At 62.2% G+C, this 24,969-nt stretch carries 23 protein-coding genes and 1 pseudogene; 9 read left to right on the forward strand and 15 right to left on the reverse strand.

From position 1 onward, the window contains the following. Positions 1-20: 20 nt before the first annotated feature. Positions 21-1,424, reverse strand: a complete 1,404-nt coding sequence (locus HBO12_RS26025; RefSeq protein ID WP_170043663.1) for a GntT/GntP/DsdX family permease — start codon at positions 1,422-1,424, stop codon at positions 21-23. A gap of 186 nt (positions 1,425-1,610) precedes the next feature. On the opposite strand from HBO12_RS26025, the gene HBO12_RS26030 reads away from it, so the two are divergent. Continuing rightward, the gene (locus HBO12_RS26030; RefSeq protein ID WP_170043664.1) at positions 1,611-1,991 is read left to right on the forward strand and encodes a lysozyme inhibitor LprI family protein; all 381 of its coding nucleotides are present in this window, start codon (positions 1,611-1,613) and stop codon (positions 1,989-1,991) included. Positions 1,992-2,014: 23 nt separating this feature from the next. On the opposite strand, the gene HBO12_RS26035 is transcribed toward HBO12_RS26030, so the two are convergent. The 4 genes from HBO12_RS26035 to HBO12_RS26050 form a co-directional block, all read right to left on the reverse strand. Further along, complete coding sequence (locus tag HBO12_RS26035; protein ID WP_170043665.1) at positions 2,015-3,460, reverse strand: SulP family inorganic anion transporter; 1,446 nt, start codon at positions 3,458-3,460, stop codon at positions 2,015-2,017. Positions 3,461-3,618: 158 nt separating this feature from the next. Continuing rightward, a complete protein-coding gene (locus tag HBO12_RS26040; RefSeq protein WP_169955125.1) occupies positions 3,619-4,515 on the reverse strand; it encodes a LysR family transcriptional regulator in 897 nt (298 codons plus the stop codon). Between the two features lie 41 nt (positions 4,516-4,556). After that, the gene (gene mdaB, locus HBO12_RS26045; protein WP_169955126.1) at positions 4,557-5,147 is read right to left on the reverse strand and encodes an NADPH:quinone oxidoreductase MdaB; all 591 of its coding nucleotides are present in this window, start codon (positions 5,145-5,147) and stop codon (positions 4,557-4,559) included. A gap of 123 nt (positions 5,148-5,270) precedes the next feature. Then, positions 5,271-6,035, reverse strand: a complete 765-nt coding sequence (locus HBO12_RS26050) for a sulfite exporter TauE/SafE family protein (protein ID WP_170043666.1) — start codon at positions 6,033-6,035, stop codon at positions 5,271-5,273. Positions 6,036-6,225: 190 nt separating this feature from the next. Between HBO12_RS26050 and HBO12_RS26055 the strand changes: the two genes are divergently transcribed. Next, complete coding sequence (locus HBO12_RS26055) at positions 6,226-7,122, forward strand: LysR substrate-binding domain-containing protein (RefSeq protein ID WP_170043667.1); 897 nt, start codon at positions 6,226-6,228, stop codon at positions 7,120-7,122. Here HBO12_RS26055 and HBO12_RS26060 read toward each other — a convergent pair. After that, a pseudogene (locus HBO12_RS26060) lies at positions 7,068-8,474 on the reverse strand (amino acid permease). The gene HBO12_RS26055 and the pseudogene HBO12_RS26060 sit on opposite strands and share 55 nt — an antisense overlap. Positions 8,475-8,637: 163 nt before the next feature. After that, entirely contained in the window at positions 8,638-9,888 is a 1,251-nt protein-coding gene (gene kynU, locus HBO12_RS26065; RefSeq protein ID WP_170043668.1) for a kynureninase, read from the reverse strand. 143 nt (positions 9,889-10,031) lie between these two features. Between kynU and HBO12_RS26070 the strand changes: the two genes are divergently transcribed. Then, positions 10,032-10,505, forward strand: coding sequence for an Lrp/AsnC family transcriptional regulator (locus HBO12_RS26070; protein ID WP_017531067.1), 474 nt, complete (start codon positions 10,032-10,034; stop codon positions 10,503-10,505). Between the two features lie 153 nt (positions 10,506-10,658). On the opposite strand, the gene catA is transcribed toward HBO12_RS26070, so the two are convergent. The 3 genes from catA to HBO12_RS26085 are packed head-to-tail and all read right to left on the reverse strand — an operon-like array spanning position 10,659 to position 13,062. Then, the gene (gene catA, locus HBO12_RS26075; RefSeq protein WP_169955131.1) at positions 10,659-11,588 is read right to left on the reverse strand and encodes a catechol 1,2-dioxygenase; all 930 of its coding nucleotides are present in this window, start codon (positions 11,586-11,588) and stop codon (positions 10,659-10,661) included. Positions 11,589-11,630: 42 nt separating this feature from the next. Beyond that, complete coding sequence (gene catC / locus HBO12_RS26080) at positions 11,631-11,921, reverse strand: muconolactone Delta-isomerase (protein WP_029299901.1); 291 nt, start codon at positions 11,919-11,921, stop codon at positions 11,631-11,633. A gap of 13 nt (positions 11,922-11,934) precedes the next feature. After that, on the reverse strand, positions 11,935-13,062 hold the full coding sequence (locus HBO12_RS26085; protein WP_170043669.1) for a muconate cycloisomerase family protein: 1,128 nt from the start codon (positions 13,060-13,062) through the stop codon (positions 11,935-11,937). Between the two features lie 114 nt (positions 13,063-13,176). Between HBO12_RS26085 and HBO12_RS26090 the strand changes: the two genes are divergently transcribed. After that, entirely contained in the window at positions 13,177-14,052 is an 876-nt protein-coding gene (locus tag HBO12_RS26090; protein ID WP_170043670.1) for a LysR family transcriptional regulator, read from the forward strand. Between the two features lie 133 nt (positions 14,053-14,185). Here the strand turns inward: HBO12_RS26090 and HBO12_RS26095 are convergent, their stop codons facing one another. Further along, positions 14,186-15,187 (reverse strand): AraC family transcriptional regulator, encoded by a 1,002-nt coding sequence (locus HBO12_RS26095; RefSeq protein ID WP_169955134.1) that lies wholly within the window; start codon positions 15,185-15,187, stop codon positions 14,186-14,188. 309 nt (positions 15,188-15,496) lie between these two features. On the opposite strand from HBO12_RS26095, the gene antA reads away from it, so the two are divergent. From antA to HBO12_RS26115, 4 genes are all read left to right on the forward strand, one after another. Continuing rightward, a complete protein-coding gene (antA, locus tag HBO12_RS26100) occupies positions 15,497-16,888 on the forward strand; it encodes an anthranilate 1,2-dioxygenase large subunit (protein ID WP_169955135.1) in 1,392 nt (463 codons plus the stop codon). Next, entirely contained in the window at positions 16,888-17,379 is a 492-nt protein-coding gene (antB, locus tag HBO12_RS26105) for an anthranilate 1,2-dioxygenase small subunit (RefSeq protein WP_169955136.1), read from the forward strand. The genes antA and antB overlap by 1 nt, the downstream gene beginning before the upstream one ends. A gap of 150 nt (positions 17,380-17,529) precedes the next feature. Further along, positions 17,530-18,537, forward strand: coding sequence for an anthranilate 1,2-dioxygenase electron transfer component AntC (gene antC / locus HBO12_RS26110; RefSeq protein WP_170043671.1), 1,008 nt, complete (start codon positions 17,530-17,532; stop codon positions 18,535-18,537). 71 nt (positions 18,538-18,608) lie between these two features. Next, on the forward strand, positions 18,609-20,012 hold the full coding sequence (locus HBO12_RS26115; RefSeq protein ID WP_169955137.1) for an amino acid permease: 1,404 nt from the start codon (positions 18,609-18,611) through the stop codon (positions 20,010-20,012). Between the two features lie 222 nt (positions 20,013-20,234). Here the strand turns inward: HBO12_RS26115 and kynA are convergent, their stop codons facing one another. Further along, the gene (gene kynA / locus HBO12_RS26120) at positions 20,235-21,092 is read right to left on the reverse strand and encodes a tryptophan 2,3-dioxygenase (protein WP_032862811.1); all 858 of its coding nucleotides are present in this window, start codon (positions 21,090-21,092) and stop codon (positions 20,235-20,237) included. Beyond that, on the reverse strand, positions 21,089-21,739 hold the full coding sequence (kynB, locus tag HBO12_RS26125) for an arylformamidase (protein ID WP_169955138.1): 651 nt from the start codon (positions 21,737-21,739) through the stop codon (positions 21,089-21,091). The genes kynA and kynB overlap by 4 nt, the downstream gene beginning before the upstream one ends. 363 nt (positions 21,740-22,102) lie before the next feature. Here kynB and HBO12_RS26130 point away from each other — a divergent pair, with 363 nt between their 5' ends. Continuing rightward, positions 22,103-22,447: a cupin domain-containing protein gene (locus HBO12_RS26130; protein WP_076962673.1), complete on the forward strand. Its 345-nt coding sequence runs from the start codon at positions 22,103-22,105 to the stop codon at positions 22,445-22,447. A 48-nt stretch (positions 22,448-22,495) separates the two neighbouring features. Here the strand turns inward: HBO12_RS26130 and mmsB are convergent, their stop codons facing one another. Together mmsB and HBO12_RS26140 are read right to left on the reverse strand one after the other, a co-directional pair. Next, the gene (gene mmsB, locus HBO12_RS26135) at positions 22,496-23,383 is read right to left on the reverse strand and encodes a 3-hydroxyisobutyrate dehydrogenase (RefSeq protein ID WP_169955139.1); all 888 of its coding nucleotides are present in this window, start codon (positions 23,381-23,383) and stop codon (positions 22,496-22,498) included. A 14-nt stretch (positions 23,384-23,397) separates the two neighbouring features. Beyond that, positions 23,398-24,924: a CoA-acylating methylmalonate-semialdehyde dehydrogenase gene (locus HBO12_RS26140; protein ID WP_170043672.1), complete on the reverse strand. Its 1,527-nt coding sequence runs from the start codon at positions 24,922-24,924 to the stop codon at positions 23,398-23,400. Positions 24,925-24,969: the final 45 nt, after the last annotated feature.

The following is a 24,969-nucleotide window of genomic DNA, read 5'->3' on the forward strand; positions in this document are numbered from 1 at the left end:
TCCGGGTTACAGGATGAGGCTCATAAAACAAGAGACAGGCCGTAGGTCAGGCCGAAGGCGACCACTGAAATCAAAGTCTCCAGTACGGTCCAGGTCTTGAAGGTCTGGATCACCGTCATATTGAAGTATTCCTTGATCAGCCAGAAGCCGCCGTCGTTGACGTGGGAAAAGATCACCGAACCGGCACCGGTCGCCAGCACCAGCAATTCCGGGTGTGGGTAACCCAGGCCCAGGGCCACGGGGGCGACAACGCCCGACGCGGTGGTCATGGCCACGGTCGCCGAGCCGGTGGCAATGCGCATCAGCGCAGCGAACAACCAGCCCATCACCAGCGGCGACAGGTTGAAGGCATTGGCCATGCCGAGGATTTCATGGGTCACGCCGGCATCTACCAGGATCCGGTTCAAGCCGCCGCCCGCGCCCACCAGCAGGGTGATGCTGGCGGTCGGCGCCAGGCATTCATTGGTGAACTTGAGGATCGACTCGCGGTTGAAGCCCTGGGCCAGGCCCAGGGTCCAAAAACTGACCAGGGTCGCCAACAGCAAGGCGATCACCGAGTTGCCGATAAACAACAGGAACTGGTTGAAGCCGCTGCCAGGCGTGGAGATCAGGTTGGCCCAACCGCCGATCATCATCAGCACCACCGGCAACAGGATGGTGCCCATGGTCAGGCCGAAACTGGGCAGGCGGGTGCGCGGCTCGCGCTCGATGAACTGGCGCTCCAGCGGGTTTTCGGCGGGCAAATGGATGCGCGGCACGATGAACTTGGCGTACACCGGGCCGGCGATGATCGCGGTGGGGATGCCGATCAAAATCGCATACAGCACGGTTTGCCCGACCGAGGCGTTATACGCCAGCACCGCCATCATCGCCGCCGGGTGCGGCGGCACCAGGGCATGCACCACCGACAGGCCGGCGACCATCGGCAGGCCGACCATCAGGATCGACACGCCCACGCGCCGGGCCACGGTAAAGGCAATCGGCACCAGCAGTACAAAACCGACCTCGAAAAACAGCGGCAGCCCCACCAGGAAGGCAATGCACACCATGGCCCAGTGGGCATTGCGCTCGCCGAAACGGTTGATCAGGGTGCGCGCCACCTGCTCGGCGCCGCCGGATTCGGCCATCATCTTGCCGAGCATCGTGCCCAGGGCCACCACCAGCGCGATATGCCCCAGGGTCTTGCCGACGCCCGCCTCGTAGGAGCCCATGATCGTATCCGCCGGCATCCCTGCCAGCAGCGCCAGGCCGATGGATACCAGGGTGATGACGATAAACGGGTTGAGCCGGTAACGTGCAATCAGCACGATCAATGCAATGATGGCGATGGCAGCGTATGCCAACAGCCAGACGCCCGGTGATGCGGCCATGCGGTACTCCTCGGAAAGGGTCACGTCGAATTGGTTGTGAAACTCATAAATCATTACCGAGGAAGGTTTTCAAATTTTATGAAAGTAATTTTCGCCCACAGGTAAGCGCTGTCGCTTTGGGACATGCCCGCAGAGCCAGGATGAAAATCGGGGGATAGTTCTTACATGCAGCACAGAGCAGATACGGGAAACTCGACTGCTGGCCTAAACTGCAACCCAATAACCGCCAGGAAGCCCAAGATGAACCTGAGAACTTTCACCGCCAGCACGCTGTGGCTGGCCTTGTGCGGCGCCGCAGTGGCCGCCGACAGCAGCCCGGCCCTGCAAAAGTGCCTGGAGGCCGCCAACACCACGGCGGCGATGGTCAGTTGCAACGTCGAACAAACCAGGATTCAGGACCAGCGCCTGAACAACGCCTATAAAGCCGCGCTGGATGCCCAGGGCCAGCGCAAGCAACAACTGCAGGATGTGCAACGCCTGTGGATCAAATACCGCGATGCCAATTGCGCCTTCGTCGGCTCCGCGACCGGCGCCAGCATCGATCAGGTCAACGGCTCCGGCTGTGTGCTGGACATGACCCAGACCCGCGCCGAGGAACTGGAAAACCTCGTCGGCCCCTAACCCCCTCGCCTATCCCGCCAGGATCAGTCGTGCTGCACCCGCGCACGCTTGAGCAGTTTCTTGCAGCGCTCCGACAAGTGCAGCACCCGCAGGTGCTTGCCGGCCTTGGCGTAGCGCTCGCGCAAGGTCATCAACGCGGCGATGGCGGAGTAGTCGACAAAGCTCAGGTGCCGGCAGTCCAGCGTTACCTGGGCCGGATCGTTGGCCGGGTCGAACTGGTTCAAGAACGGTGTGGTCGAGGCAAAGAACAAGGTGCCGTGCAGGCGATAGAGCTTGCTGCCATCGGCCTCCAGATGTTCATCGGCGTACAGCTCACGGGCCTGCTGCCAGGCAAAGTTGAGCGCGGCAATCACAATCCCGCACAGCACCGCCGTGGCCAGGTCGGTGAACACCGTGATCACCGTCACCGCGATGATCACCAGCACATCGTTGAGCGGCACCTTGTTGATCACCCGTAGCGACGCCCAGGCAAAGGTCTGCTGGGACACCACGAACATCACCCCCACCAGCGCCGCCAGGGGAATGCGCTCGATCAGCGGCGACAGGAACAAAATAAACAGCAGGATCATCACCCCGGCAAACACCCCGGAAAACCGCCCGCGCCCGCCCGAGCTGAGGTTGATCACCGTCTGCCCGATCATCGCGCAGCCGCCCATGCCGCCAAACACCCCGCTGACCATGTTCGCCGCGCCCAGGGCCACGCTTTCGCGGTCGGGGTAGCCACGGGTCTCGGTGATTTCGTCGGTGAGGTTAAGGGTCAACAGGGTTTCCAGCAGCCCGACCATGGCCATCAGGAAAGCGTAAGGCGCGATGATGCCCAGGGTCTCCAGGGTCCAGGGGATCTGCGGCAGGGCAAAAGTCGGCAGGCCGCCGGCGATATGGGCCATGTCGCCCAGCGTGCGAGTGGGCAAGCCCAGCAGGTACACCGCAAGCCCCACACCAAGAATCGCCACCAGCGCCGGCGGCACCGCGCGGGTCAGGCGGGGCAGCAGGTAGACGATGGCCATGGTCGCCGCCACCAACCCCGTCATCACATACAACGGCGTGCCGCTGAGCCAGGCCTCAGCGCTTTTGAAATGCTCCAGTTGCGCCAGGGCGATGATGATCGCCAGGCCGTTGACGAAACCGAGCATCACCGGGTGCGGCACCATGCGCACCAACTTGCCCAGGCGCAGCAGGCCGAAGGCAATCATGATCAGGCCGCCAAGCACCACCGTCGCCAGCAGGTACTCCACCCCGTGTTGCACCACCAGCGCGACGATCACCACCGCCATCGACCCTGCCGCCCCCGAGACCATCCCCGGCCGGCCGCCGAACAACGCGGTCAAGGTGCAGATGATAAAGGCGCCATACAGGCCCATCAGCGGGTTGAGGTGGGCTACCAGGGCAAAGGCGATGCATTCGGGCAACAAGGCAAAAGACGTGGTGAGTCCGGCCAGGGCGTCGGCGCGCAGACGAGAGAGCTTCATGGGTTTACCGGGGGAGTTGCGGGGGATGAGGCGGCGATGGTACGCAAAACCACGAAACCGAACCAGTAGGAACCGGCTTGCCGGCGATGAGGCCAGTTGCATCACCCCGCAACCTTCAGGCCGCTATCGCCAGCAAGCCGGCTCCTACAACGGGCAGGTCAACAGGCGTAGCGCGCCAGTTTTTCCTGGATAAAGTCGAGGAAGCATTGGATACGCAGGGCCAGTTGCGAGTTGCGGTAGTACACCGCGTGGATCGGCTGGCGGTAACCGCTGTTGAACGGAGCCAGGACCGTCTGCAAGCGGCCGGCGTTGATGTCTTCGATGGTCATGAAGTGCGACAGGCAGGCGATCCCCTGCCCCTCCAACGCCAGTTGGCGCAGGGTTTCACCGCTGGACGCGGCAATGCCCGGCTCGATCTGCCAGCGGTCGCCCTGGACATGGCGCAGCGGCCAGTGGTTGAGGGTCTCGGTCTGGGTAAAGCCCAGCAACGTATGGTTGGCCAGGTCGGCCACGGTCGCTGGCGTGCCGTGTTGTGCCAGATAGGCCGGGCTGGCAAGGATATGCAGCGGGCTGCAGCCCAGGGAGCGGGCGTGCAGGGTCGAATCCGCCAGGGCGCCGATGCGGATGGCGATATCGGTGCTCTGCTCCAGCAGGTCGATGATCAGGTCGTTGCTGTTGAGCTCCAGCTGGATATCCGGGTACAGGCGGCGGAACTCGGCGACGTACGGCACGATGGCGTGCAGCATGAACGGTGACGCGGCATTGATCCGCAAGCGCCCGGACGGGGTTTTCTGGCGCGACGACAGGCGCTCTTCCAACGCTTGCATCTGTTCCAGGATCAGCTTGGCCTGCTCGAAGAAGTACTTGCCCTCTTCGGTCAGGTCCATGCGCCGCGTGGTGCGGTTGATCAGGGTGGTGTCGAGCTTGGCTTCGAGCCGCGACAGGGTGCGGCTGACCGCCGAGGGCGTCTGCCCGACTTGTTCGGCGGCGGCGGAAATCGAACCGCATTCAATCACGCAGACGAAGATCTGTAGCTCATCGGATCGGGCTTTCAACGTGCATCCTCGTGAATACGGCTGCGTGGATACTAGCCGTATTACGGCGCCAGGTTAAACACCTGGGCCAGATGCTGCTCGTAGCGCAGCACATCAGCCTCGATGGAGGGGCGTTTCATCACGTCCACACAGAGGAAAGTCGGCAGGCCGCTCATGCCGAGGAACTGGTTGGCCTTGTGGAACGGGAAGTACACCGCGTCCACGCCCTTGGCCTCGAAGAAGTCGCTGGGGTCATCGAATGCGGCCTGCGGCGCGTTCCAGGTCAGCGACAACATGTACTGCTTGCCTTGGATCAGGCCGCCGCTGCCGTATTTTTGCGACGCATCGGAACGGGTGCGGCCATCGCTGGCGTACAGGCTGCCGTGACCTTCGGTGAAAACTTCGTCGATGTACTTCTTGACGATCCACGGGGCGCCCATCCACCAGCCGGGCATCTGGTAGATGATCACGTCGGCCCAGAGGAACTTGGCGACTTCTTCGGCCACGTCGTAGCCGGCGTCGATATGAGTGACTTTCACGTCGATACCACCCCGGTCCAGCACCGCCAGGGCGGCGTCATGCAGGGTGTTGTTATAGCGACCATCGGAGTGGGCGAATTTCTTGCCACCGTTGAGCAACAGAACTTTTTTCATGGGGGTTTACCTGAAGGTTGAAAATGTATGAGCGCAGGCTACGGGCAACTCCTCGGGGGAGTAAGCCACGGATCGACAAAACACTTTTGACCCTAAGGCACGAGTAATCATTTGATTGTTGCGCTAGCCACCCACCAGCAAGTGCCCGCCCAGGGCTGCCATGCCTATAAAGAACACGCGCTTGAACAGCACAGCGCTGATGCGCTGGCGCAGCTTTTGCCCCAGCCACATGCCCAGCAGCGCCGGCACCAGCGCCAGCAACGAAGCATTGAGTTCGCCGGCCCCGAGGTTGCCGCGCCAGAACAGCCCGCCTGCCAGGGCCAGGGTCGACACGCTGAAGGACAGGCCCAGCGCCTGCACCAGTTGGTCACGGCTCAAGCCCAGTGCTTGCAGGTAGGGCACGGCCGGGATCACGAAGACGCCGGTGGCCGAGGTGATGATCCCCGTCAGCAGCCCGCACAGCGGGCCCAGCCAGCGCTCGGTGCGGGCGGGCACACGGAACGTCGGCAGCAACAGCCCGCACAGCGCATACACCAGCAACGCCCCGCCCAAGGCCCGCACCACCCAGGGGCCGCCGTCCATGCCCAGCCACAGCGAACCGAGCCCGGTGCCCAAGAAAACCAGCAGCAGCATGGGCCACAGGCGTTTGCTCAATGCGCCCAGGTGCCCACCGAAGCTCAGTTGCCAGAGGTTGGTAATCGTCGAAGGGATGATCAACAAAGCCGCAGCCTGCGCCGGCAACATAGCCAGGCCGAGCAGGCCCATGGCGACGGTGGGCAGGCCCAGGCCGATCACGCCCTTGACTGCACCGGCCAGCAGGAAGGTGCCGATCACCAGCAGAGTCAGGGCTGAACCCAGGTTTTGGTAGAACGCGAGGAAGGTGGTCATGGGGGCAGTTTGCGGGTTTGCCGTGGGGTTGGAAATTCGCCATATACTGAGGCTGCCTCTTGTTTTGTGTGAGGCTCAGACCGCTATCGCAGGCAAGCCAGCTCCCACATCCTGAATGTGTTCACCCTTCCAAATGTGGGAGCTGGCTTGCCTGCGATAAGGCCCGTCCAGGCACCCGAGAACCCCAGCCATGCACTTTGACCTGACCGACCTGCGCCTCTACCTGCACATCCTCGACGCCGGCAACATCACCGCCGGCGCCGCCCGCAGCCACTTGTCCCTGGCCGCCGCCAGTGCGCGCATCCGCGCAATGGAGGCTTCATTGGGCGTCGAATTCCTGCAGCGCGGCCGCCGTGGCGTGACCCCGACTGCCGCCGGTAACGCCCTGGCCCGCCACGCGCGCCTGCTGTTGCAACAGGCCGAACGCCTGCAACAGGAGCTGGCGGAATACGCCAACGGCGTCAAAGGCCAGGTGCGCCTGCTGTGCAACACCACCGCCCTCAGCGAATACCTGCCGGAGTTGCTGGCGGATTTTCTCTGCGCCCACCCCAACCTCGATATCGACCTGCAAGAGCTGCCCAGCCTGCGCATCACCCACGCCCTGCGCCAGGGCGCGGCGGACCTGGGGATTATTTCCGATGCGGTGGACACCCATGGCTTGCAGACCCGGCCGTTTCGCGATGACCCGCTGGTGTTGATCCTGCCGACGGGTCACGCGCTGACGGCCGGCGCGCTGAGCTTTATCGACAGCCTGCCCTACGACTACGTGGGCCTGGCCGCCGACAGCGCGCTGGCGGTGTACCTGGAGGAACAGGCCCTGCACGCAGGCTTTCGCTTGCAGACTCGGGTGCGGGCCGATGGTTTTGATGGGGTGATGCGCATGGTCGCCCGTGGCGCGGGCCTGGGAATTGTGCCGCTGGCCGCGTTGCAACGCTGGCCCCGCGCGCGGCCATTCCAGGCCCAGCCCCTGACGGAGGACTGGGCCTGTCGCAAACTGCTGCTGTGCGCGCGTTCGTTCGAACAACTGCCGGGTTATGCCAGGGCCTTGCTCGATGCCTTGTCCGTGCCTTTGCGGAAAAACACGTAATACACCGCCGAGAGAATCAACAGGAACGGCACGCCAAACACCAGGGTCATCTTAAACGCTTCGGTGAAGAACGTGGTGATCATCACCGCGCCCATCAGCACCAGCCCCAGCAGCGTGCTGTAGGGAAACAGCCGCAGTTGGAAGGACAACTTCGGCCCGCCATGGCGCTTGCGGTAGCGGCGGAAGAACAGGTGCGTGAGGAAGATCATGAACCAGGTGAAGATCGCGCCAAACATCGAGATGGCCATCATCAAGGTGAAGGAGCTTTCCGGGTACACCACGTTGAGCAGGGTCGCCAGGGCGATGCCCGAACTGGACAGCAACAGGGCATTGAGCGGGATCCCGTTCTTGCTCAGGGCGCCCATGGATTTTGGCGCGAAGCCGGCGCGGGACAGGCTGAACATCATGCGCGTGGTGATGTAGAGCTGGCTGTTCATGGCCGATAGCGCGGCAATCAGGATCACGAAGTTCATCACCCCGGTGGCGCCGGGAATGCCAATGGTCTGCATCACCGTGACAAACGGGCTCTGGCTCTGCCCGGACTGGTTCCAGGGCACGATGGCCAGCATCAGCGCCAGGGTCAGCAGGTAGAACACCACGAGCCGCACAATCGTCGCGCGGAAGGCTTTTTTCACCGCCTGCTCAGGGTCGGCCGCTTCGCCCGCCGCCACCGCGATCATCTCCACGCTCAGGTAGCTGAAGATCGACACGATCACCGCGATCCACATGCCACTCAGGCCATTGGGGAAAAACCCGCCATGGGCCGTGTAGTTCTGCACCCCGTAATCCGGGTTGCCGGAGCCGAACACCACATACACCGCGAGGATGATGAAGCCGACAATCGCGCTGATCTTGATCGTCGAGAACCAGTATTCGAAGTTGCCGAAGGTCTTGACGCTGATGGCGTTGAGCACGATCAGCACACTGGAGAAGGAGACGATCCACACCCATTCCGGCACGTTGGCGAACCAGTACTTCATGTACATCGCTACCGCCGTGACCTCGGCGCCCACCGCCAGCACAATCGCCGCCCATTAGGCATAGCGCACCAAAAAACCGGCCAGGGGGCTGATGTAGAACTCGGCGTAGGCGCCAAAAGAGCCGGAGGTGGAATGGGCCACCGTCATTTCCGCCAGGCAGCCCATCAACAACAAGGTGATCAACGCGCCGATGGCGTAGCTGACCAGCACGCTGGGCCCGGCATAGCCGATGGCGTAGGCACTGCCCATGAACAGCCCGGTACCGATGGCGCCACCGATGGCGATCATGCTCATCTGCCCGGAAGTGAGCTGGCGCCGCAGGCCCAGTTCGCGGTTGGTGATTGCTGCAAAGCCGTTGTCTGGCGTGGTCACGTGCGTGCCCCTTTTATTATTGTGATTGTTACTGCTGGCCAAGCACCTGTGGGAGCTGGCTGTGGGAGCTGGCTTGCCTGCGATGCAGACACCTCGGTAGTCAGTCGGACCGAGGCGATTTCATCGCTGGCAAGCCAGCTCCTACAAGGGTTTTGTGGTGTTTTCAGGTGACGCTGTGGCGCACCTTGAATTGTGGCTGGTCCCAGGTTTTTTCATCGAGGATTTCGCCAAGGATTTCTACCGCATCCCACACCTCGGTAAAGCTGGTGTACAGCGGGGTAAAACCAAAGCGCATGATCTTCGGCTCACGGTAGTCACCGATCACCCCACGGGCGATCAGGGCCTGGACGATGGCGTAGCCTTCAGGGTGTTCAAAGCTCACATGACTGCCGCGCCTGGCGTGCTCGAGCGGGGTGATCAACGTCAGGTCATGGGCCGCGCAGCGGCTTTGCACCAATTCGATAAACAGGTCGGTCAGTGCCAGGGATTTGCGGCGCAGGCTGGCCATGTCGGTCTGGGCGAAGATATCCAGGCCGCACTCGACCATCGCCAGCGAGGTGATCGGCTGGGTGCCGCACAGGTAGCGGGTAATGCCTTTGCCGGCCACGTAGTTGGACTCCATGGCGAACTGGCGGCTATGGCCGAACCAGCCCGACAACGGCTGCGTCACCAACTCGACCAGCGCCGGGTTGACCCAGACAAACGCCTGGGAACCCGGGCCGCCGTTGAGGTATTTGTAGGTGCAACCAATGGCGTAGTCGGCGCCGGCCTGGTGCAGGTCAATCGGCACCGCGCCCGCCGAGTGCGCCAGGTCCCAGATCGCCAGCGCGCCGCACTCGTGGCTCAGGGCGGTCAGCGCCTGCATGTCGTGCATGTAGCCGGTCTTGTAGTTGACGTGGGTGATCATCACCACGGCGGTGTCGTGGTCGATGGCCGCCGGCAGTTCGTCCGGGCTGTTCACCAGGCGCAGGCTGTAGCCCTGTTGCAGCAGTGCCGCCAGGCCTTCGGCAATGTACAGGTCAGTGGGGAAGTTGCTTGCTTCGCTGACAATCACCTTGCGCTGCGGCTGGCGTTGGCGCTGCACGCTCAAGGCGGCGCTGAGCACCTTGAACAGGTTGATTGAAGTGGTATCGGTAATCACCACTTCGGCCTCGCCCGCGCCGATCAGCGGCGCCAGGCGGTTCCCCAGGCGCTGGGACAGGTCGGCCCAGCCGGCACTGTTCCAGCTGCGGATCAAACCATTGCCCCACTCCTCGGCAATCACCGCTTGTGCCCGCGCAAGCGCCGCCACCGGGCGTGCGCCGAGTGAGTTGCCATCGAGGTAGATCACCCCTTCCGGCAGCGCAAATTGGTGGCGCAGTGGCGCCAGCGGGTCTTGGGTGTCGAGGGTCTGGCAATGATTTCGGCTGGTCATGAAAAGTCCTGTTTTTATAGGTGACGATGGACCAAATAATGAACGAAGATTTGCAGAATTTTCGTGCAAAGTGCGCTACAACTGGCTTAATAAGCTGTAGGAAATTCGAATTTAACCTCCAAATACGCGGATTAATTCTAAGCATGATTCTCGACGCCACCGACCTGCGCCTCCTGCATTTCCTGCAACAGGATGGCCGTATCAGCAACCAGGAACTGGCGGAGAAAGTCGCCCTGTCGCCGTCCGCCTGCCTGCGCCGCTTGCGCCTGCTGGAAAGTGAGGGGGTGATCAGCGGTTATCGCGCGGTGCTCAATGCCGAGCAGCTGGGGATCGAGTTGGAAGCCATCGTCCACCTGTCGTTACGCCAGGATGTGGAGGACTGGCACGAGACGTTTATCAAGAAGGTCCAAGGCTGGCCGGAAGTGGCCAGTGCCTATGTGATCACCGGCGCCAGTAACTATGTGCTGCGGGTGCAGGCGCGCAACCTCAAGCACTTCTCGGACTTTATCGTGAACCACCTGAACCGCACGGCGGGGGTGATGGATATCCGCTCGGAGATCGTGTTGCAGAAGATCAAGGACCGGGATGAGGTGCTGGACCTGGTTGTACGCAAATAACCAACACACCGCTGATCACCTGTGGGAGCTAGCTTTTGTGGGAGCCGGGCTTGCCCGCGATACAGACACCTCGGTTTATCTGCAATACCGAGGCGACACCATCGCAGGCAAGCCAGCTCCCACAAAAGCCTGCTCCCACATTGTTTACTGCATTCAGTCTTCGAGGGCGCGTACGCGTTGCATGCGTGTTTGCTCTACGGGCGCGGCCGCCGGCTGCAACTCGAAGTCGAAATCAATCTGCGCAAACTTGCCCTCCACGCCAAACTCCCGCGCCAGCTGCGGGTCTTCGCTGAAGCGAATCTCGGCAATCAGCTCATCCCGGGTCGCGTAGGCAAAGTCATCATGCAGATACGGATCATCCGACAGGTTGATCTGCGTGGTCAGGTGCCGATGCCCCGGTGCCGAGATGAAGAAGTGGATATGCGCCGGCCGCTGGCCGTGGCGCCCCAGTTGATCGAGCAACTGCTGGGTCGGGCCGGTCGGTGGGCAGCCGTAGCCAGACGGCACGATGCTGCGGAAACGATAATTGCCCTGGGCATCGGTCTCGATCCGGCGACGCAGGTTGAATTCCGATTGCGATGGGTCGAACCAGGAGTAAGTACCGCCGGTGTTGGCCTGCCACACATCCACAATCGCCCCGGCCAACGGCTTGCCGTTGATATCGCGCACTTGCCCGCGCATAAACAGCGGCACGGCCGCATCCAGGCCATCGTCCAGCCGCGCTTCGTATTTGGACAGCGGCGCACCCGCCACGTACAGCGGCCCTTCGATGGTGCGCGGGGTGCCGCCGGATTTGCCGGCTTGCTCGTCGGCGGCGTCCATCAACAGGTCCAGGTAATGCTCCAGGCCCAGGCCCGCGGCCAGCAGCCCGGCTTCCTGGTTCTTGCCCAGTTCGTTGAGGTAGTTGACCGCCTTCCAGAACTCTTGCGGGGTCACTTCCAGGTCTTCGATGATATTTACCGTATCGCGCAGGATCCGGTAGATCAGCGCCTTGGCCCGTGGGTTGCCGGCGTCATTGAGGTTGCCGCTGGCTTCTTCGAGGAAGCGTTGGGCGTGGGCAGTCTGGGACAGTCGAATGGACATGGTGCAATCCTCATCTTGTAATTATTAGGTGGCTAGACAGACTCAGCGATCATCCTCATGGATCGACGACGGATGCCGGCACAGGGCATTCACTTCAATAGCCATGTAGGGATAGAGCGGCAGTTGCATCAGCAGGTCATGCAGTTCCTGCACGCTGTCGACATCGAACACGCTGTAGTTGGCGTACAGCCCGGCGATGCGCCACAGGTGGCGCCATTTGCCCTGCGCTTGCAGGCGTTGGGCCAGGGCTTTTTCGTCGGCCTTGAGGGCCGCCGCACGCTCGGGGTTCATGTCCACGGGCAGGTTTACGGTCATTTTTACGTGAAACAACATCGCAGGCGTCCTCTTAATGTTTGTCGCGACGGAAGAACGCCAGGCGTTCCTCATCGATGGCCAGGCCCAGGCCCGGGGCGGTCGAGACATGCAGGTGGAAATCGCGATACACCAACGGCTCGCTGAGGATGTCCTCGGTCAGCAGCAGTGGCCCGAACAGCTCGGTGTCCCACGCCAGTTTATTGAGGGTGAGAAACGCGTGGGCCGAGGCCAGGGTGCCAATACCGCCTTCAAGCATAGTGCCGCCATACAGGCCGATACCCGCCGCCTCGGCAATCGCCGCCGTGCGCAGTACGGCGCGCGGGCCGCCGTTTTTCGCGATCTTCAGGGCGAACACCGAGGCCGCGCCTTCGCGGGCCAGGTTGAAGGCATCTTCGACACATTCAATGGACTCGTCGGCCATGATCGGCGCCGGGCTAGAGAGGTTGAGCCGGGCCATGCCTCCACGGTTATTGCGCGAGATGGGCTGTTCGATCAGGTCGATACCGTTATCGCCCAGCACCTTGCAGGCGCGCAGGGCCACGGCTTCGTCCCAGGCCTGGTTGACGTCGACGCGCACGCTGGCGCGCTCGCCCAGAGCTTTTTTGATCGCGACCACATGGGCCAGGTCCTGGCTGACTTCACCGGCGCCGATCTTCAACTTGAAGATGCGGTGGCGGCGCAGGTCGAGCATTTTTTCGGCTTCGTCGATGTCTTTTTGCGTATTGCCGCTGGCCAACGTCCAGGCCACCGGCAGGGCATCGCGCACGCGGCCGCCGAGCAGCTCGCTGACCGGCAGGCTCAGGCGCTTGCCAAGGGCATCGAGCAAGGCGCTTTCGATGCCGGACTTGGCAAAGGTGTTGCCACGGATGCTGCGCTCCAGGCGCAACATGGCGGCGTTGATGTTGCTGGCATCCTGGCCGATCAACAGCGGCGCGAAGTGTTGGTCGATATTGACCTTGATGCTGTCGGGGCTTTCGTTGCCGTAGCTCAGGCCACCGATGGTGGTGGACTCGCCGATCCCTTCGATGCCGTCGGCGCACCGCACGCGGATAATCACCAGGGTCTGGTTTTGCATGGTGTGCATCGCCAGCTTGTGCGGGCGGATGGTGGGGAGATCGACGATGATGGTCTCGATCGACTCGATGGCGCAAATCGGCATGGCAATACCCGTTGGGTTCTTTATAGGTCTTGCCCGATTCTGTCGCCCATTGTTGCTGGCTTCCAATATAGAATTGGTCTCGAACAATACCCTTAAGGTATGAGAGGAACCCGTATGGAACTGCGCCACCTGCGTTACTTCCAGGTGCTGGGGGAAACCCTGAACTTCACCCGCGCCGCCGAACGCCTGCACATCGCCCAGCCGCCGTTGAGCCGGCAGATCCAGCAATTGGAAGACGAACTGGGCGTGGTCCTGCTGGAGCGTGGCCGCCCGCTGCGGCTGACCGAAGCCGGGCGGTACTTCTATGAGCACGCCAATGTGCTGCTGGAGCAATTGGCCAAGACCTGCGACAACACCCGGCGCATCGGCCTGGGGCAGAAGACCTGGCTGGGCATCGGTTTTGCCCCCTCGACCCTGTACGGCGTGTTGCCGGAGCTGATTCGCCGCCTGCGCAGCCATGACGCGCTGGAACTGGAGCTGGGGCTGTCGGAGATGACCACCCTGCAACAGGTCGAAGCGCTCAAGGCCGGGCGTATCGACGTGGGCTTCGGGCGGATTCGCATTGATGACCCGGCCATCGTCCAGCGCGTGTTGGTCGAGGATCGGCTGGTGGCGGTGTTGCCGGCCGGGCATGCGCTGCTGGGCGCGCCGGTGACCCTCGCGCAACTGGCCGCCGAGCCGTTGGTGCTCTACCCCGGCAACCCACGCCCCAGCTACGCCGACCATGTGATCGCACTGTTCGACACCCACGGCCTGGCGATCAAGGTCGCGCAATGGACCAACGAGTTGCAGACCGCCATTGGCCTGGTCGGGGCGGGCATGGGGGTGACGCTGGTGCCGGCGTCGGTGCAGATGCTGCACCGGGCGGATATCGGCTATACGCCAATTGTCGAGGCCACGGCGACTTCGCCGATCATTCTCAGCCGGCGGATCAATGATCAGTCGCCGGGGCTGGGTCATTGCCTGCAATTGGTGGAAGAGCTGATCTGAAACAGCCCAGCCACCACTAATACCCTGTGGGAGCTGGCTTGCCTGCGATAGCGGTGGGGCAGTCAGTACATGCAGTGGCTGACCCACCGCTATCGCAGGCAAGCCAGCTCCTACATTTTGATCCGCTGTGTGTTCAGGCACCGCGCATGCGTCGGGCGTCGTTACGCTGCAGCGTCTGGCTGGGGGATTCGTCGAACAGCTTGCGGTACTCCGCCGAGAATCTTCCCAGGTGGGTAAAGCCCCAGCCCAGGGCGATTTCGGAGATGGTGCGGGTGGCGCCATGCTCGAGAATTTCCTGGCGCACCGCGCTCAGGCGGTACTTCTTCAAGTAGGCCATGGGCGACAGCGCGAAGTATTTGCGAAACGCATCGAACAGCTTGAACCGCGACACCCCGGTGGCCGCCTCCAGGTCTTCCAGGTGCAGCGCTTCGCGGGCGTTGTCGTGGATGTATTGGCGAGCGCGGACCAGGTAGTGAGGCAGCTTGACCCCCAGCACGTCGCGCAGCTCTTCGGAGTAGTTGTTCGGCTGGGCCAGGATCAGGCCCTTGATCAGCGAGCTTTCCAGGTCGCGGGTAAACGCGGCCTGGTCGTATAGCTCGCTGCTGTGCTCCAGCTCAGCGATAAAGTGCCGCGCCATGCGCCACCACGCCGCCGGCGCACCCTGCACCGCATCCATCACCGACTCAAAGCGCAGCGGCGCATCAATCGGGCGCTGCAACAGGCCCTCCAGGGTTTCGCTCATCGCCGCGCGGGTGATCACCACTTGCAGCTTGCGGCAGTCGCCGGAGATCGCCAGCACCTGGTGTTCATTGGGCGAGATGATCACACCCTGGTCGCGGTTGGAGCTCAGGCGCTGGCCCCCCTTGCTCAACTCCTGCTCGCCCACCAGCGGCAGGCTCAGGCTGTAGCTGCGAAAGTGCTCGGCGTCTTCGATATCGATGGTCACGTCAGTGCCGTACTCGATCACCCCAAGCGTGGTGGCGCGGGACTTGAACACATTGGCACTGTGGTGGAAGCGCAGGCGCTCCGGGGTGGCGGTTTCCAGCCGATGGGGCCCGCAGATGCCGGACATCCAGCTGCGGGCGCCTTCAAGGTCGAAACGTTCAATACGGATATCGCGTGTATGGCTACTCATCAGGGTGCACTCACGGCGGTTGTGGCCAGCGCGCTCTGACGGCGCGTCCGGTGGATCAAGGCAAGTTCTGCGCCACGTCGGGCACTTGTCCACTGGGTGGATAGCGAGCGTCGACTATGTGGATAAGAAGCCGGCTTTTGCGACAATTGCCTGGCCAGACAGTAGCGCATTCCCCGGCGCCGTTGCACCTGAGTGGGTACTTGCTCCCCAACTATGCGGCCCATCTTCCCCCATTAAGCGGATAGCTGGCCGCCCCCCTGCCCGCCTCTAATGAACCACCGATTAGCTACCCAATAAAAGGTGCCTCCCATGAGTGGTGCAAGAAGCGTCGAGCAGTGGAAAACGTTTATCGAAAGCTGCCTGGATTTTCGTCCGGCCGAGGGTGTGTTTCGCATCGCCCGGGACATGTTCACCGAGCCCGAGCTGTTCGACCTGGAGATGGAACTGATCTTCGAAAAGAACTGGATCTACGCCTGCCACGAAAGCGAACTGGCCAATAACCACGACTTCGTAACCATGCGCGCCGGGCGCCAGCCGATGATCATCACCCGCGACGGCGAAGGCCAGCTCAACGCCCTGATCAACGCCTGCCAGCACCGCGGCACCACCCTGACCCGTGTCGGCAAGGGCAACCAGTCGACCTTCACCTGCCCGTTCCACGCCTGGTGCTACAAGAGCGACGGGCGCCTGGTGAAGGTCAAGGCGCCGGGGGAATACCCGGAGGGTTTCGACAAGGCCACCCGCGGCCTGAAGAAGGCGCGCATCGAGAGCTACAAGGGCTTTGTGTTTATCAGCCTCGACGTGACTGGCACCGACAGCCTGCAAGACTTCCTTGGCGATTCCAAAGTGTTCTTCGACATGATGGTCGCGCAGTCCGCCACCGGTGAGCTGGAAGTGCTGCCCGGCAAGTCGGCCTACACCTACGACGGCAACTGGAAGCTGCAGAACGAAAACGGCCTGGACGGCTACCACGTCAGCACCGTGCACTATAACTACGTGGCCACGGTGCAGCATCGCCAGCAGGTCAACACAGAGAACGGCAGCGCCTGCGGCAGCACCCTGGACTACAGCAAACTCGGCGCCGGCGATGCCAATACCGATGACGGCTGGTTTGCCTTCAACAACGGCCACAGCGTGTTGTTCAGCGACATGCCCAACCCCAGCGTGCGCTCCGGCTACGCCACCATCATGCCGCGCCTGGTGGCAGAACACGGCCAGCAAAAGGCCGAGTGGATGATGCACCGCCTGCGCAACCTGAACGTCTACCCGAGCCTGTTCTTTCTCGACCAGATCAGCTCGCAACTGCGCATCATCCGCCCGGTGGCGTGGAACAAGACCGAGATCATCAGCCAGTGCCTGGGGGTCAAGCACGAGTCCGACGCCGACCGCGAAAACCGCATCCGCCAGTTTGAAGACTTCTTCAACGTCTCCGGTATGGGCACCCCGGATGACCTGGTGGAATTTCGCGAAGCCCAGCGCGGCTTCCAGGGCCGCCTGGAACGCTGGAGCGATATCTCCCGGGGCAGCCATCGCTGGGAAACCGGGCCGACGCCCAACAGCGAGGCCATCGGCATCCAACCGGCCATGACCGGCACCGAATTCACCCACGAAGGGCTGTACGTCAACCAGCACCGCAACTGGCAGACCTTCCTGCTGGACGGTCTGGACGCACAATCGTTGAAACTGCACGAGGTGAAATGATGAGCGCGCAATTGCAGTATCAGATCGAGCAGTTTTTCTACCGCAAATCCGAGCTGTGCGACGCCCAGGACTGGGACGCCTACGTGCAGTTGTTCGACCCGCAGAGTGAGTTCCACCTGCCGCAGTGGGACTCGGAGCACGTCTACACCCGCGATCCCAAGCGCGAGATGTCGCTGATCTACTACGCCAACCGTTCGGGCCTGGAAGACCGGGTGTTCCGCCTGCGCACCGGCAAGGCCGCGTCCGCCACGCCGATGCCGCGCACCTTGCACCTGATCAATAACGTGCGGATCGCCGAGCAGGCTGATGGCTGCCTGCAGGTGCGGTTGAACTGGCACACGCTGTTTTATCGGCTGGCGATGTCGGAGCAGTTCTATGGCCACGCCACCTACACCCTCAAGCCCCACGGCGACAGCTGGCTGATCACGCGCAAGCATGCGCTGCTGCTCAATGACACGATCAACTCGGTGCTGGATTTCTACCACCTCTGACGTTGACGCCCTCCCTGCAACTGTAGGAGCGAGCTTGCTCGCGAAAAAACCAAGGGCTGCGCGTGCATTCAGGATGCCCGCGCCATCGTTAACGTTTTTCGCGAGCAAGCTCGCTCCTACAGGTATTACCCAATCCATGGAGAACGGTGGATGAATCACAAAGTGGCCTTCAGTTTTGCCGATGGCAAGACCTTATTCTTTGCGGTGGGCAGCAACGAAATCCTGCTGGATGCAGCATTGCGCAGTGGCATCAAGATCCCCCTCGATTGCCGCGAAGGCGTGTGCGGCACCTGCCAGGGGCGTTGCGAGTCCGGCGACTACAGCCAGGACTATGTGGATGACGAGGCCTTGTCCAGCCTCGACCTGCAACAGCGCAAGATGCTCAGTTGCCAGACCCGAGTCCAATCGGATGCGGCGTTTTACTTCGATTTCGATTCGAGCCTGTGCAATGCGCCAGGGCCGGTGCAGGTCAGCGCCAGGGTCTGCGAGGTGCAACAGGTGTCGGCCAGCACCGCGATTCTGGCGGTGCAACTGGAGCAGGCCCTGGACTTTCTGCCGGGGCAATATGCGCGCCTGTCGATCCCCGGCACCGAGTACCAGCGCTCCTACTCCTTCGCCAACCGCTCGGGCAACCGCTTGCAGTTTTTGATCCGCTTGCTGCCGGACGGGGTGATGAGCAATTACATACGCGAGCGCTGCCAGGTCGGCGATGAAATCACCCTGGAAGCACCGCTGGGTGCGTTTTATCTGCGGCACGTCACCCAGCCACTGGTGCTGGTGGCCGGCGGCACCGGGTTGTCGGCACTCTTGGGGATGCTCGATGAATTAGCCGAGCGCGGCTGCGAGCAACCGGTGCACCTGTATTACGGGGTGCGCGGAGCCGAGGATTTGTGCGAGGCAGAGCGCATCAAGGCGTATGCCCAAACCTTGCGCGGTTTTCGCTACACCGAAGTGCTCAGCGACCCATCGCCGCAGTGGCCTGGCAAGCGCGGCTATTTGACCGAGCATTTCGACCTGGCCGAATTGCGGGATAGATCGGCCGATATGTACGTCTGCGGCCCCCCTCCAATGGTCGAATCGATCAAGAAGTGGCTGCAAGAACAGGCACTTGATGGCGTTCAGCTGTATTACGAAAAGTTTACCGAGAGTAATATCTGACCCCTCAGCAGTGAGGGGCGGGTCTGGCGTGCAGGATCAACCCTGAAAAAAACAAGTAGAAGGGAATGTTAATGGCGGATGACATGGTTAACCCGGTGGGCCTCAAGCGTGGCCTGAAAAACCGGCATATTCAGCTGATTGCCCTGGGCGGGGCGATTGGTACGGGCTTGTTCCTCGGTTCGGCCGGGGTGCTGAAGTCGGCGGGGCCGTCGATGATCCTGGGCTATGCGATAGCCGGGTTTATCGCGTTCCTGATCATGCGCCAGCTGGGCGAGATGATCGTCGAGGAACCGGTCGCCGGCTCCTTCAGCCACTTCGCCCACAAGTACTGGGGCGGCTATGCAGGCTTCCTCGCCGGCTGGAACTACTGGGTGCTGTATGTGCTGGTGGGCATGGCCGAATTAACGGCGGTGGGCAAGTACATCCAGTTCTGGTGGCCGGAAATACCGACCTGGGTCAGCGCGGTGGTGTTCTTTATCGCCGTGAACCTGATCAACACCCTGAACGTGAAGTTCTTCGGTGAGACCGAGTTCTGGTTCGCGATCATCAAGGTAGTGGCGATCATCGGCATGATCGTGCTCGGCTGCTACCTGCTGTTCAGCGGTACCGGCGGCCCGCAGGCCTCGATCAGCAACCTGTGGGACCACGGCGGCTTCTTCCCCAACGGCGGCATGGGCCTGCTGATGGCGATGGCGTTCATCATGTTCTCGTTCGGCGGCCTGGAGCTGGTGGGTATTACGGCTGCCGAAGCCAGCGAGCCGCGCAAGGTGATCCCCAAGGCGATCAACCAGGTGGTGTACCGGATCCTGATTTTCTACGTCGGCGCCCTGACCGTGCTGCTGTCGTTGTACCCATGGGATCAACTGCTGCAAACCCTCGGCGCGTCCGGCGATGCCTACAGCGCCAGCCCGTTCGTGCAGATCTTCTCGTTGATCGGTAACGACACCGCCGCGCACATCCTCAACTTCGTGGTGCTGACCGCCGCACTGTCGGTGTACAACAGCGGCGTGTACTGCAACAGCCGCATGCTGTTCGGCCTGGCCGAGCAAGGCGACGCGCCCAAGGCGCTGATGAAGCTCAACAAACAAGGCGTACCGTTGCGCGCCCTGGGCATTTCGGCCTTGGTGACGTTGCTGTGCGTGGTGATCAACTACGTGGCACCCAAGGATGCACTGGTACTGTTGTTTGCCCTGGTGGTTGCTTCGCTGATGATCAACTGGGCGCTGATCAGCCTGACGCACATCAAGTTCCGCAAGGCCATGGGCGAGCAAGGCGTGGTGCCGTCGTTCAAGACCTTCTGGTTCCCGTTCAGCAACTACCTGTGCCTGGCGTTCATGCTGGTGATCGTTGGCGTAATGCTGGCCATCCCGGACATGCGCCCCTCGGTGTATGCGATGCCGGTGTGGGTGGGGATTCTCTTTGCGGCGTACTGGCTGCGTTCGAAGAAGGCCAAGGCCGTCGCCGTCGCACAATAACCTGTGTAGGAGCTGGCTTGCCTGCGATGGCATCGACTCGGTCTAACTGAATGACCGCGCCGCCTGCATCGCGGGCAAGCCCGCTCCTACAGGGGATCTGCGCTTGACTGACGGGCATTAGGGCAAGCCCGGCTCCCACATGAACAGGGTCACAATAGGAATGCATTGCCAACAAAAAGCCCCGGTACTCAATGAGTGCCGGGGCTTTTTGTTGGGTTTCAATCAGAGCGTCGAGCGCACCCGCCACAGCTCGGGGAACAGCACCGTATCGAGCATCTTGCGCAAGTACCCCACGCCCTCAGTGCCACCGGTGCCCGGCTGGAAGCCGATGATCCGCTCCACCGTGGTCACATGGCGGAAACGCCATTGGCGGAACGAGTCTTCCAGGTCGATAAACTTCTCGGCCAACTGATACAAGTCCCAGTAACGGTTCGGATCGCGATACACCTCGCGCCATGCCGCCTCCACGGATTCGTCGTGAACCGTGGGCGCCGTCGGGTCGCGTTGCGCACGCTGCGGGTCAATCGCCAGGCCCGCCTTGATCATCAGGTTGATCGCCTCGTCATACAGCGACGGCGTGGCAATCGCCACTTGCAGCTCCTTGAGCAACTCCGGGCGATGGGCGTGGGGCCGCAACAGCGCCGCGCTTTTATTGCCAAGGATGAACTCGATTTCCCGGTACTGGAACGACTGGAAACCCGACGACTGCCCCAGGTACGGGCGGATCGCCTTGTACTCCGATGGCGTCATGGTCGCCAGCACGGCCCAGGCATGCACCAGTTGGTCGAAAATCCGCGACACCCGCGCCAGCATCTTGAACGCCGGCGCCAGCTCACCCAGGCGCACGTGCTCACGGGCGGCCTTGAGTTCGTGGAGCATCAGCTTCATCCACAACTCGGAGGTCTGGTGCTGGATGATGAACAGCATCTCGTTGTGGTCCGGCGACAGCGGGTGCTGGGCCGTGAGCACTTTGCCCAGGTCCAGGTAATCGCCGTAGCTCATGGACTCGGAAAAATTCAGCTCGGCGTTATGCCACTCTTCAGGCGGCTGGTAATCAGGGGAAAAAGGACACTGGCTCATCGCGTGGGCTCCTTGAGCGGGCGCAGGATTGCTCGTACCGGGCTGGCATCGAGGTTGGCAAAACGCAGCGGCAGCGCGATCAACTCGTAATCGCCCTCCGGCACGTCGTCGAGCACAATACCTTCGAGAATCGCCATGCCATGCCGGGCGACGGCGTTGTGGGCATCCATGGTCTTGGACTGTTGCGGGTCCAGGGACGGCGTGTCGATGCCGATCAGGCGCACGCCGAGGCTGGCCAGCAGCTCGACGGTTTCGTGGGCGACGGCGGTGAAGTTCGAATCCCAGGTGGTCAGCGGCGCCTGTTGATAAGTGCGCAGCAGCACCCGTTCCGGCAGGTTATCCAGGCGACCTTGCAACTGCTCGGGCTGCACCAGCGCGCCGCTGCCCAGGCAATACAGGACCCGGCACGGGCCCAGGTAAACATCCAGCGACACTTCGCCGATGGGCGCACCGTCGGCGCTGTAGTGCAACGGCGCATCGACATGGGCGCCGGTGTGGGGCGACAGGGTGATGCGCCCGACGTTCACCGGGCATTCGGGGCCGAACTGCCAGACGCGTTCTTCCTGGAAGGGCGTATCGCCCGGCCAGGTCGGGGTGGCGGTGCTCAAGGGCGGGCTGATATCCCACCACGTTTTTATTGGATTCATACGAGGCTCTCGGTTGTTTCTAAAGTGAATGATACGAGGGCCAGCGGTAAATATTCTTGCGAATTCCAGCGCAAAGGCTGATTTCTTTCGTACTTACTGCGAAGAAATGTCTGATTAGTGAATGGATCCATCAGCCACCCCAGATCAAATGTGGGAGCGGGCTTGCCCGCGATGGCAGTGGACCAGTGAAAAATGCGGCACCTGACACACCGCCATCGCGGGCAAGCCCGCTCCCACAGGGTCGGCGTAGGTTTTAAGATCGCATGCCAATGCGCTTCTGGGCATCCCAGTGTCGAGTTCAGACCACTGGCATCCGGCCCGGGGCTATAGGGTTGGGCTTCACTTGCCTGCCTTGGAGCCATCATGTCCCAGCCGATCACCGTACTGCGCGATACCCATCCCCTGCCGGTCCTGGATGCCTGCAAATGGCAGAAACTCGAGGGCGACCCGCACACCGTCAACCTCAACGCCTACACCAGCGAAGACGGCAGCAAGATCATGGGCACCTGGATCTGCACCCCGGGCAAGTGGTACGTGGAATACGTGAAGTGGGAATACTGCCATTTCCAGGAAGGCTACTGCGTGATCACCCCGGACGGCCTGGAGCCGATCCATTTGCGCGCTGGGGATATCTTTGTGGTGGAGCCCGGCATGAAGGGCACGTGGGAAGTGGTCGAGACAGTGCGTAAGTACTTCGTGTTTGCCTGAGCACGAAAAACCCGGGAGCCCACCCGACGCGGGCTCCCGGAAAATCCCCTATTGGGGCTTGCGATAGCTGTTGATGATCGCCGAGAAGTCCTTGCCCCCTTCCCCACGCTGGCTCATCGCTTGATACAACTGCTGCGCGACCGCCCCCAGGATCACTGGCTGGTGCGCCTGGCGTGCTGCTTCGGTCGCCAGGCCCAGGTCCTTGAGCATCAGATCAGCGCCAAATCCACCGGTATAGCCCCGGGACGACGGCGCGGTCTCGATCACGCCCGGCCATGGGTTGTAGGTGTCCGAACTCCAGCAACGCCCGGTGGAGCTGTTGATGATGCCGGCCAGCACCTGGGTGTCGATGCCCAGCGCATCGCCCAGGGCCATGGCCTCGCTGACGCCGACCATGCTGATCCCCAGCAGCAGGTTGTTGCAGATCTTGGCGATCTGCCCGGTGCCGACTTCACCGCAATGCACGATGTTGCGGCCCATCTGCGCCAGCACCGGTTGCAGGGTGGCGAACAGTTCCGGGGTGGCGCCGACCATAAACGTCAGCGTCCCGGCCTGCGCCCCGCCCGTGCCGCCAGAGACCGGCGCATCAGCCATCGCCACACCGTGCTTGGCTGCCGCAGCCGCCACGTCACGCGCGGTCTGCGGGTCGATGGTGCTGCAATCTACCGCGGGCACGCCTTTGCCGATGCCGGCGAGCACGCCGTCTTCATTCAGCCAGACGCTGCGCACATGGGCGGCAGCGGGCAGCATGGTCAACACCAGTTCGGCGCCTTCTGCTGCCGCGCGCGGTGAGGCGCTGATGGTGCCGCCCAATTCGGCCAGCTCCTTGAGCGCGGTCTGGTTCAGGTCGAACAGGTTCAGCGCGTGGCCAGCCTTGATCAGGTTGCGGGCCATGGGGGCGCCCATGTTGCCCAGGCCGATAAATGCAATCTTCATGGTCGTCTCCTTGATCAACGCAGGTTGATGGTGGTGTTGACGCCATCATTGACGCTGTCGTCGTCGAACCAGCGGCTGGTGACGGTTTTGGTCTGGGTGTAGAACTGCACCACTTGCTTGCCGTACGGGCCCAGGTCGCCGAGTTTCGAACCACGGGAACCGGTGAAGCTGAAGATCGGCACTGGCACTGGAATCGGGATGTTGATGCCCACCTGGCCGACGTCGATTTCGCTCTGGAACTTGCGCGCCGCCGCACCGCTCTGGGTGAACAGGCCGGTGCCGTTGCCAAACGGGTTGGCGTTGACCAGGGCGATGGCTTCGTCGAGGGTATCGACTTCCAGCACCACCAGCACCGGGCCGAAGATTTCCTGGGTGTAGATCTGCATGTCGGTGGTCACGCCCGAGAACAGGGTCGGGCCGACGAAGTTGCCTTGCTCGAAGCCCGGCACCTGGATGTCGCGGCCGTCCAGCTCCAGCTTGGCGCCTTCTTTCACACCGCTTGCGATCAGGTCGAGAATGCGTGCCTTGGCGCGCTTGGAAATCACCGGGCCCACGTCGGTCCCGGCTTCGCTGCCGGCGTTGACTTTAAGCTTCAGCGCCAGGGCCTTGAGGTCCGGCAGCCACTGCTTGGCCGCGCCCACCAGCACCACCACCGAGGTGGCCATGCAGCGCTGGCCGGCCGCGCCGAAACCGGCGCCAACCAGCGCGTTGAGGGTCTGTTCACGGTTGGCATCGGGCAGCACCACCGCATGGTTCTTCGCGCCCATCATCGACTGCACGCGCTTGCCGTGCTTGCCCGCCAGGTCGTAGACGTGGGTGCCAACGGCGGTCGAGCCAACGAAGGACACGGCCTTGATATCTTTGTGGGTGCACAGGGCATCCACCACATCCTTGCCACCGTGGACCACGTTCAGCACGCCCGCTGGCACGCCAGCCTCCAGCGCCAGCTCCACCAGCATCAGGGTCGACAGCGGATCCTGTTCCGAAGGCTTGAGCACGAAGGTGTTACCGCAGGCGATGGCCATCGGGAACATCCACAGCGGGATCATCGCCGGGAAGTTGAACGGGGTGATGCCAGCGCAGACGCCGATGGGTTGGCGCAGGGTGTAGGTATCGACGCCACCGGCGACGTTCTCGGCGAACTCGCCCATTTGCAGGGTGCCGATGGAACAGGCGTGCTCGACCACTTCCAGGCCACGGAAAATATCGCCCTCGGCATCGGCAATGGTCTTGCCTTGCTCGGCACTGAGGACAACGGCAATGCGCTTGGAATGCTCGCGGATCAGCGCCTGCAGCTTGAGCATGATGCGCATGCGCGCGCCGATCGGCGTCAGCTTCCAGGTCTGGAAGGCGCGATGGGCAGCGTCGATGGCCGCGTTGACTTCATCGGCCGTGGCGAAGGGCACACGGGCCAGGACTTGTTGGGTCGCCGGGTTGACGATGTCTTGCCACTCGGTGGTCTTGGACTCGACCCATTCACCGTTGATCAACAGTTTGGCCTGTTTCACGGTGGTATCGGCAGACGTAAGCGATGCGTTCATTGTGGTCTCCAGATCTTGTAGTTATGCAGAGAGCCAAGGCGTGAA

Source organism: Pseudomonas sp. WS 5059 (assembly GCF_012985525.1).
Taxonomy (GTDB): domain Bacteria; phylum Pseudomonadota; class Gammaproteobacteria; order Pseudomonadales; family Pseudomonadaceae; genus Aquipseudomonas.

Excerpts from the sequence above, each read along its gene's own strand:
- HBO12_RS26025 (WP_170043663.1), bottom strand. The coding sequence starts at position 1,424 with ATGATTTATGAGTTTCACAACCAATTCGACGTGACCCTTTCCGAGGAG.
- HBO12_RS26115 (WP_169955137.1), top strand. The coding sequence starts at position 18,609 with ATGGCGGATGACATGGTTAACCCGGTGGGCCTCAAGCGTGGCCTGAAA.
- antB (WP_169955136.1), top strand. The coding sequence starts at position 16,888 with ATGAGCGCGCAATTGCAGTATCAGATCGAGCAGTTTTTCTACCGCAAA.
- HBO12_RS26070 (WP_017531067.1), top strand. The coding sequence starts at position 10,032 with ATGATTCTCGACGCCACCGACCTGCGCCTCCTGCATTTCCTGCAACAG.
- mmsB (WP_169955139.1), bottom strand. The coding sequence starts at position 23,383 with ATGAAGATTGCATTTATCGGCCTGGGCAACATGGGCGCCCCCATGGCC.
- kynB (WP_169955138.1), bottom strand. The coding sequence starts at position 21,739 with ATGAATCCAATAAAAACGTGGTGGGATATCAGCCCGCCCTTGAGCACC.
- antC (WP_170043671.1), top strand. The coding sequence starts at position 17,530 with ATGAATCACAAAGTGGCCTTCAGTTTTGCCGATGGCAAGACCTTATTC.
- HBO12_RS26055 (WP_170043667.1), top strand. The coding sequence starts at position 6,226 with ATGCACTTTGACCTGACCGACCTGCGCCTCTACCTGCACATCCTCGAC.
- kynA (WP_032862811.1), bottom strand. The coding sequence starts at position 21,092 with ATGAGCCAGTGTCCTTTTTCCCCTGATTACCAGCCGCCTGAAGAGTGG.
- HBO12_RS26085 (WP_170043669.1), bottom strand. The coding sequence starts at position 13,062 with ATGCCGATTTGCGCCATCGAGTCGATCGAGACCATCATCGTCGATCTC.
- HBO12_RS26095 (WP_169955134.1), bottom strand. The coding sequence starts at position 15,187 with ATGAGTAGCCATACACGCGATATCCGTATTGAACGTTTCGACCTTGAA.
- catC (WP_029299901.1), bottom strand. The coding sequence starts at position 11,921 with ATGTTGTTTCACGTAAAAATGACCGTAAACCTGCCCGTGGACATGAAC.
- HBO12_RS26030 (WP_170043664.1), top strand. The coding sequence starts at position 1,611 with ATGAACCTGAGAACTTTCACCGCCAGCACGCTGTGGCTGGCCTTGTGC.
- catA (WP_169955131.1), bottom strand. The coding sequence starts at position 11,588 with ATGTCCATTCGACTGTCCCAGACTGCCCACGCCCAACGCTTCCTCGAA.
- kynU (WP_170043668.1), bottom strand. The coding sequence starts at position 9,888 with ATGACCAGCCGAAATCATTGCCAGACCCTCGACACCCAAGACCCGCTG.
- HBO12_RS26050 (WP_170043666.1), bottom strand. The coding sequence starts at position 6,035 with ATGACCACCTTCCTCGCGTTCTACCAAAACCTGGGTTCAGCCCTGACT.
- HBO12_RS26090 (WP_170043670.1), top strand. The coding sequence starts at position 13,177 with ATGGAACTGCGCCACCTGCGTTACTTCCAGGTGCTGGGGGAAACCCTG.
- HBO12_RS26035 (WP_170043665.1), bottom strand. The coding sequence starts at position 3,460 with ATGAAGCTCTCTCGTCTGCGCGCCGACGCCCTGGCCGGACTCACCACG.
- mdaB (WP_169955126.1), bottom strand. The coding sequence starts at position 5,147 with ATGAAAAAAGTTCTGTTGCTCAACGGTGGCAAGAAATTCGCCCACTCC.
- HBO12_RS26140 (WP_170043672.1), bottom strand. The coding sequence starts at position 24,924 with ATGAACGCATCGCTTACGTCTGCCGATACCACCGTGAAACAGGCCAAA.
- HBO12_RS26130 (WP_076962673.1), top strand. The coding sequence starts at position 22,103 with ATGTCCCAGCCGATCACCGTACTGCGCGATACCCATCCCCTGCCGGTC.
- antA (WP_169955135.1), top strand. The coding sequence starts at position 15,497 with ATGAGTGGTGCAAGAAGCGTCGAGCAGTGGAAAACGTTTATCGAAAGC.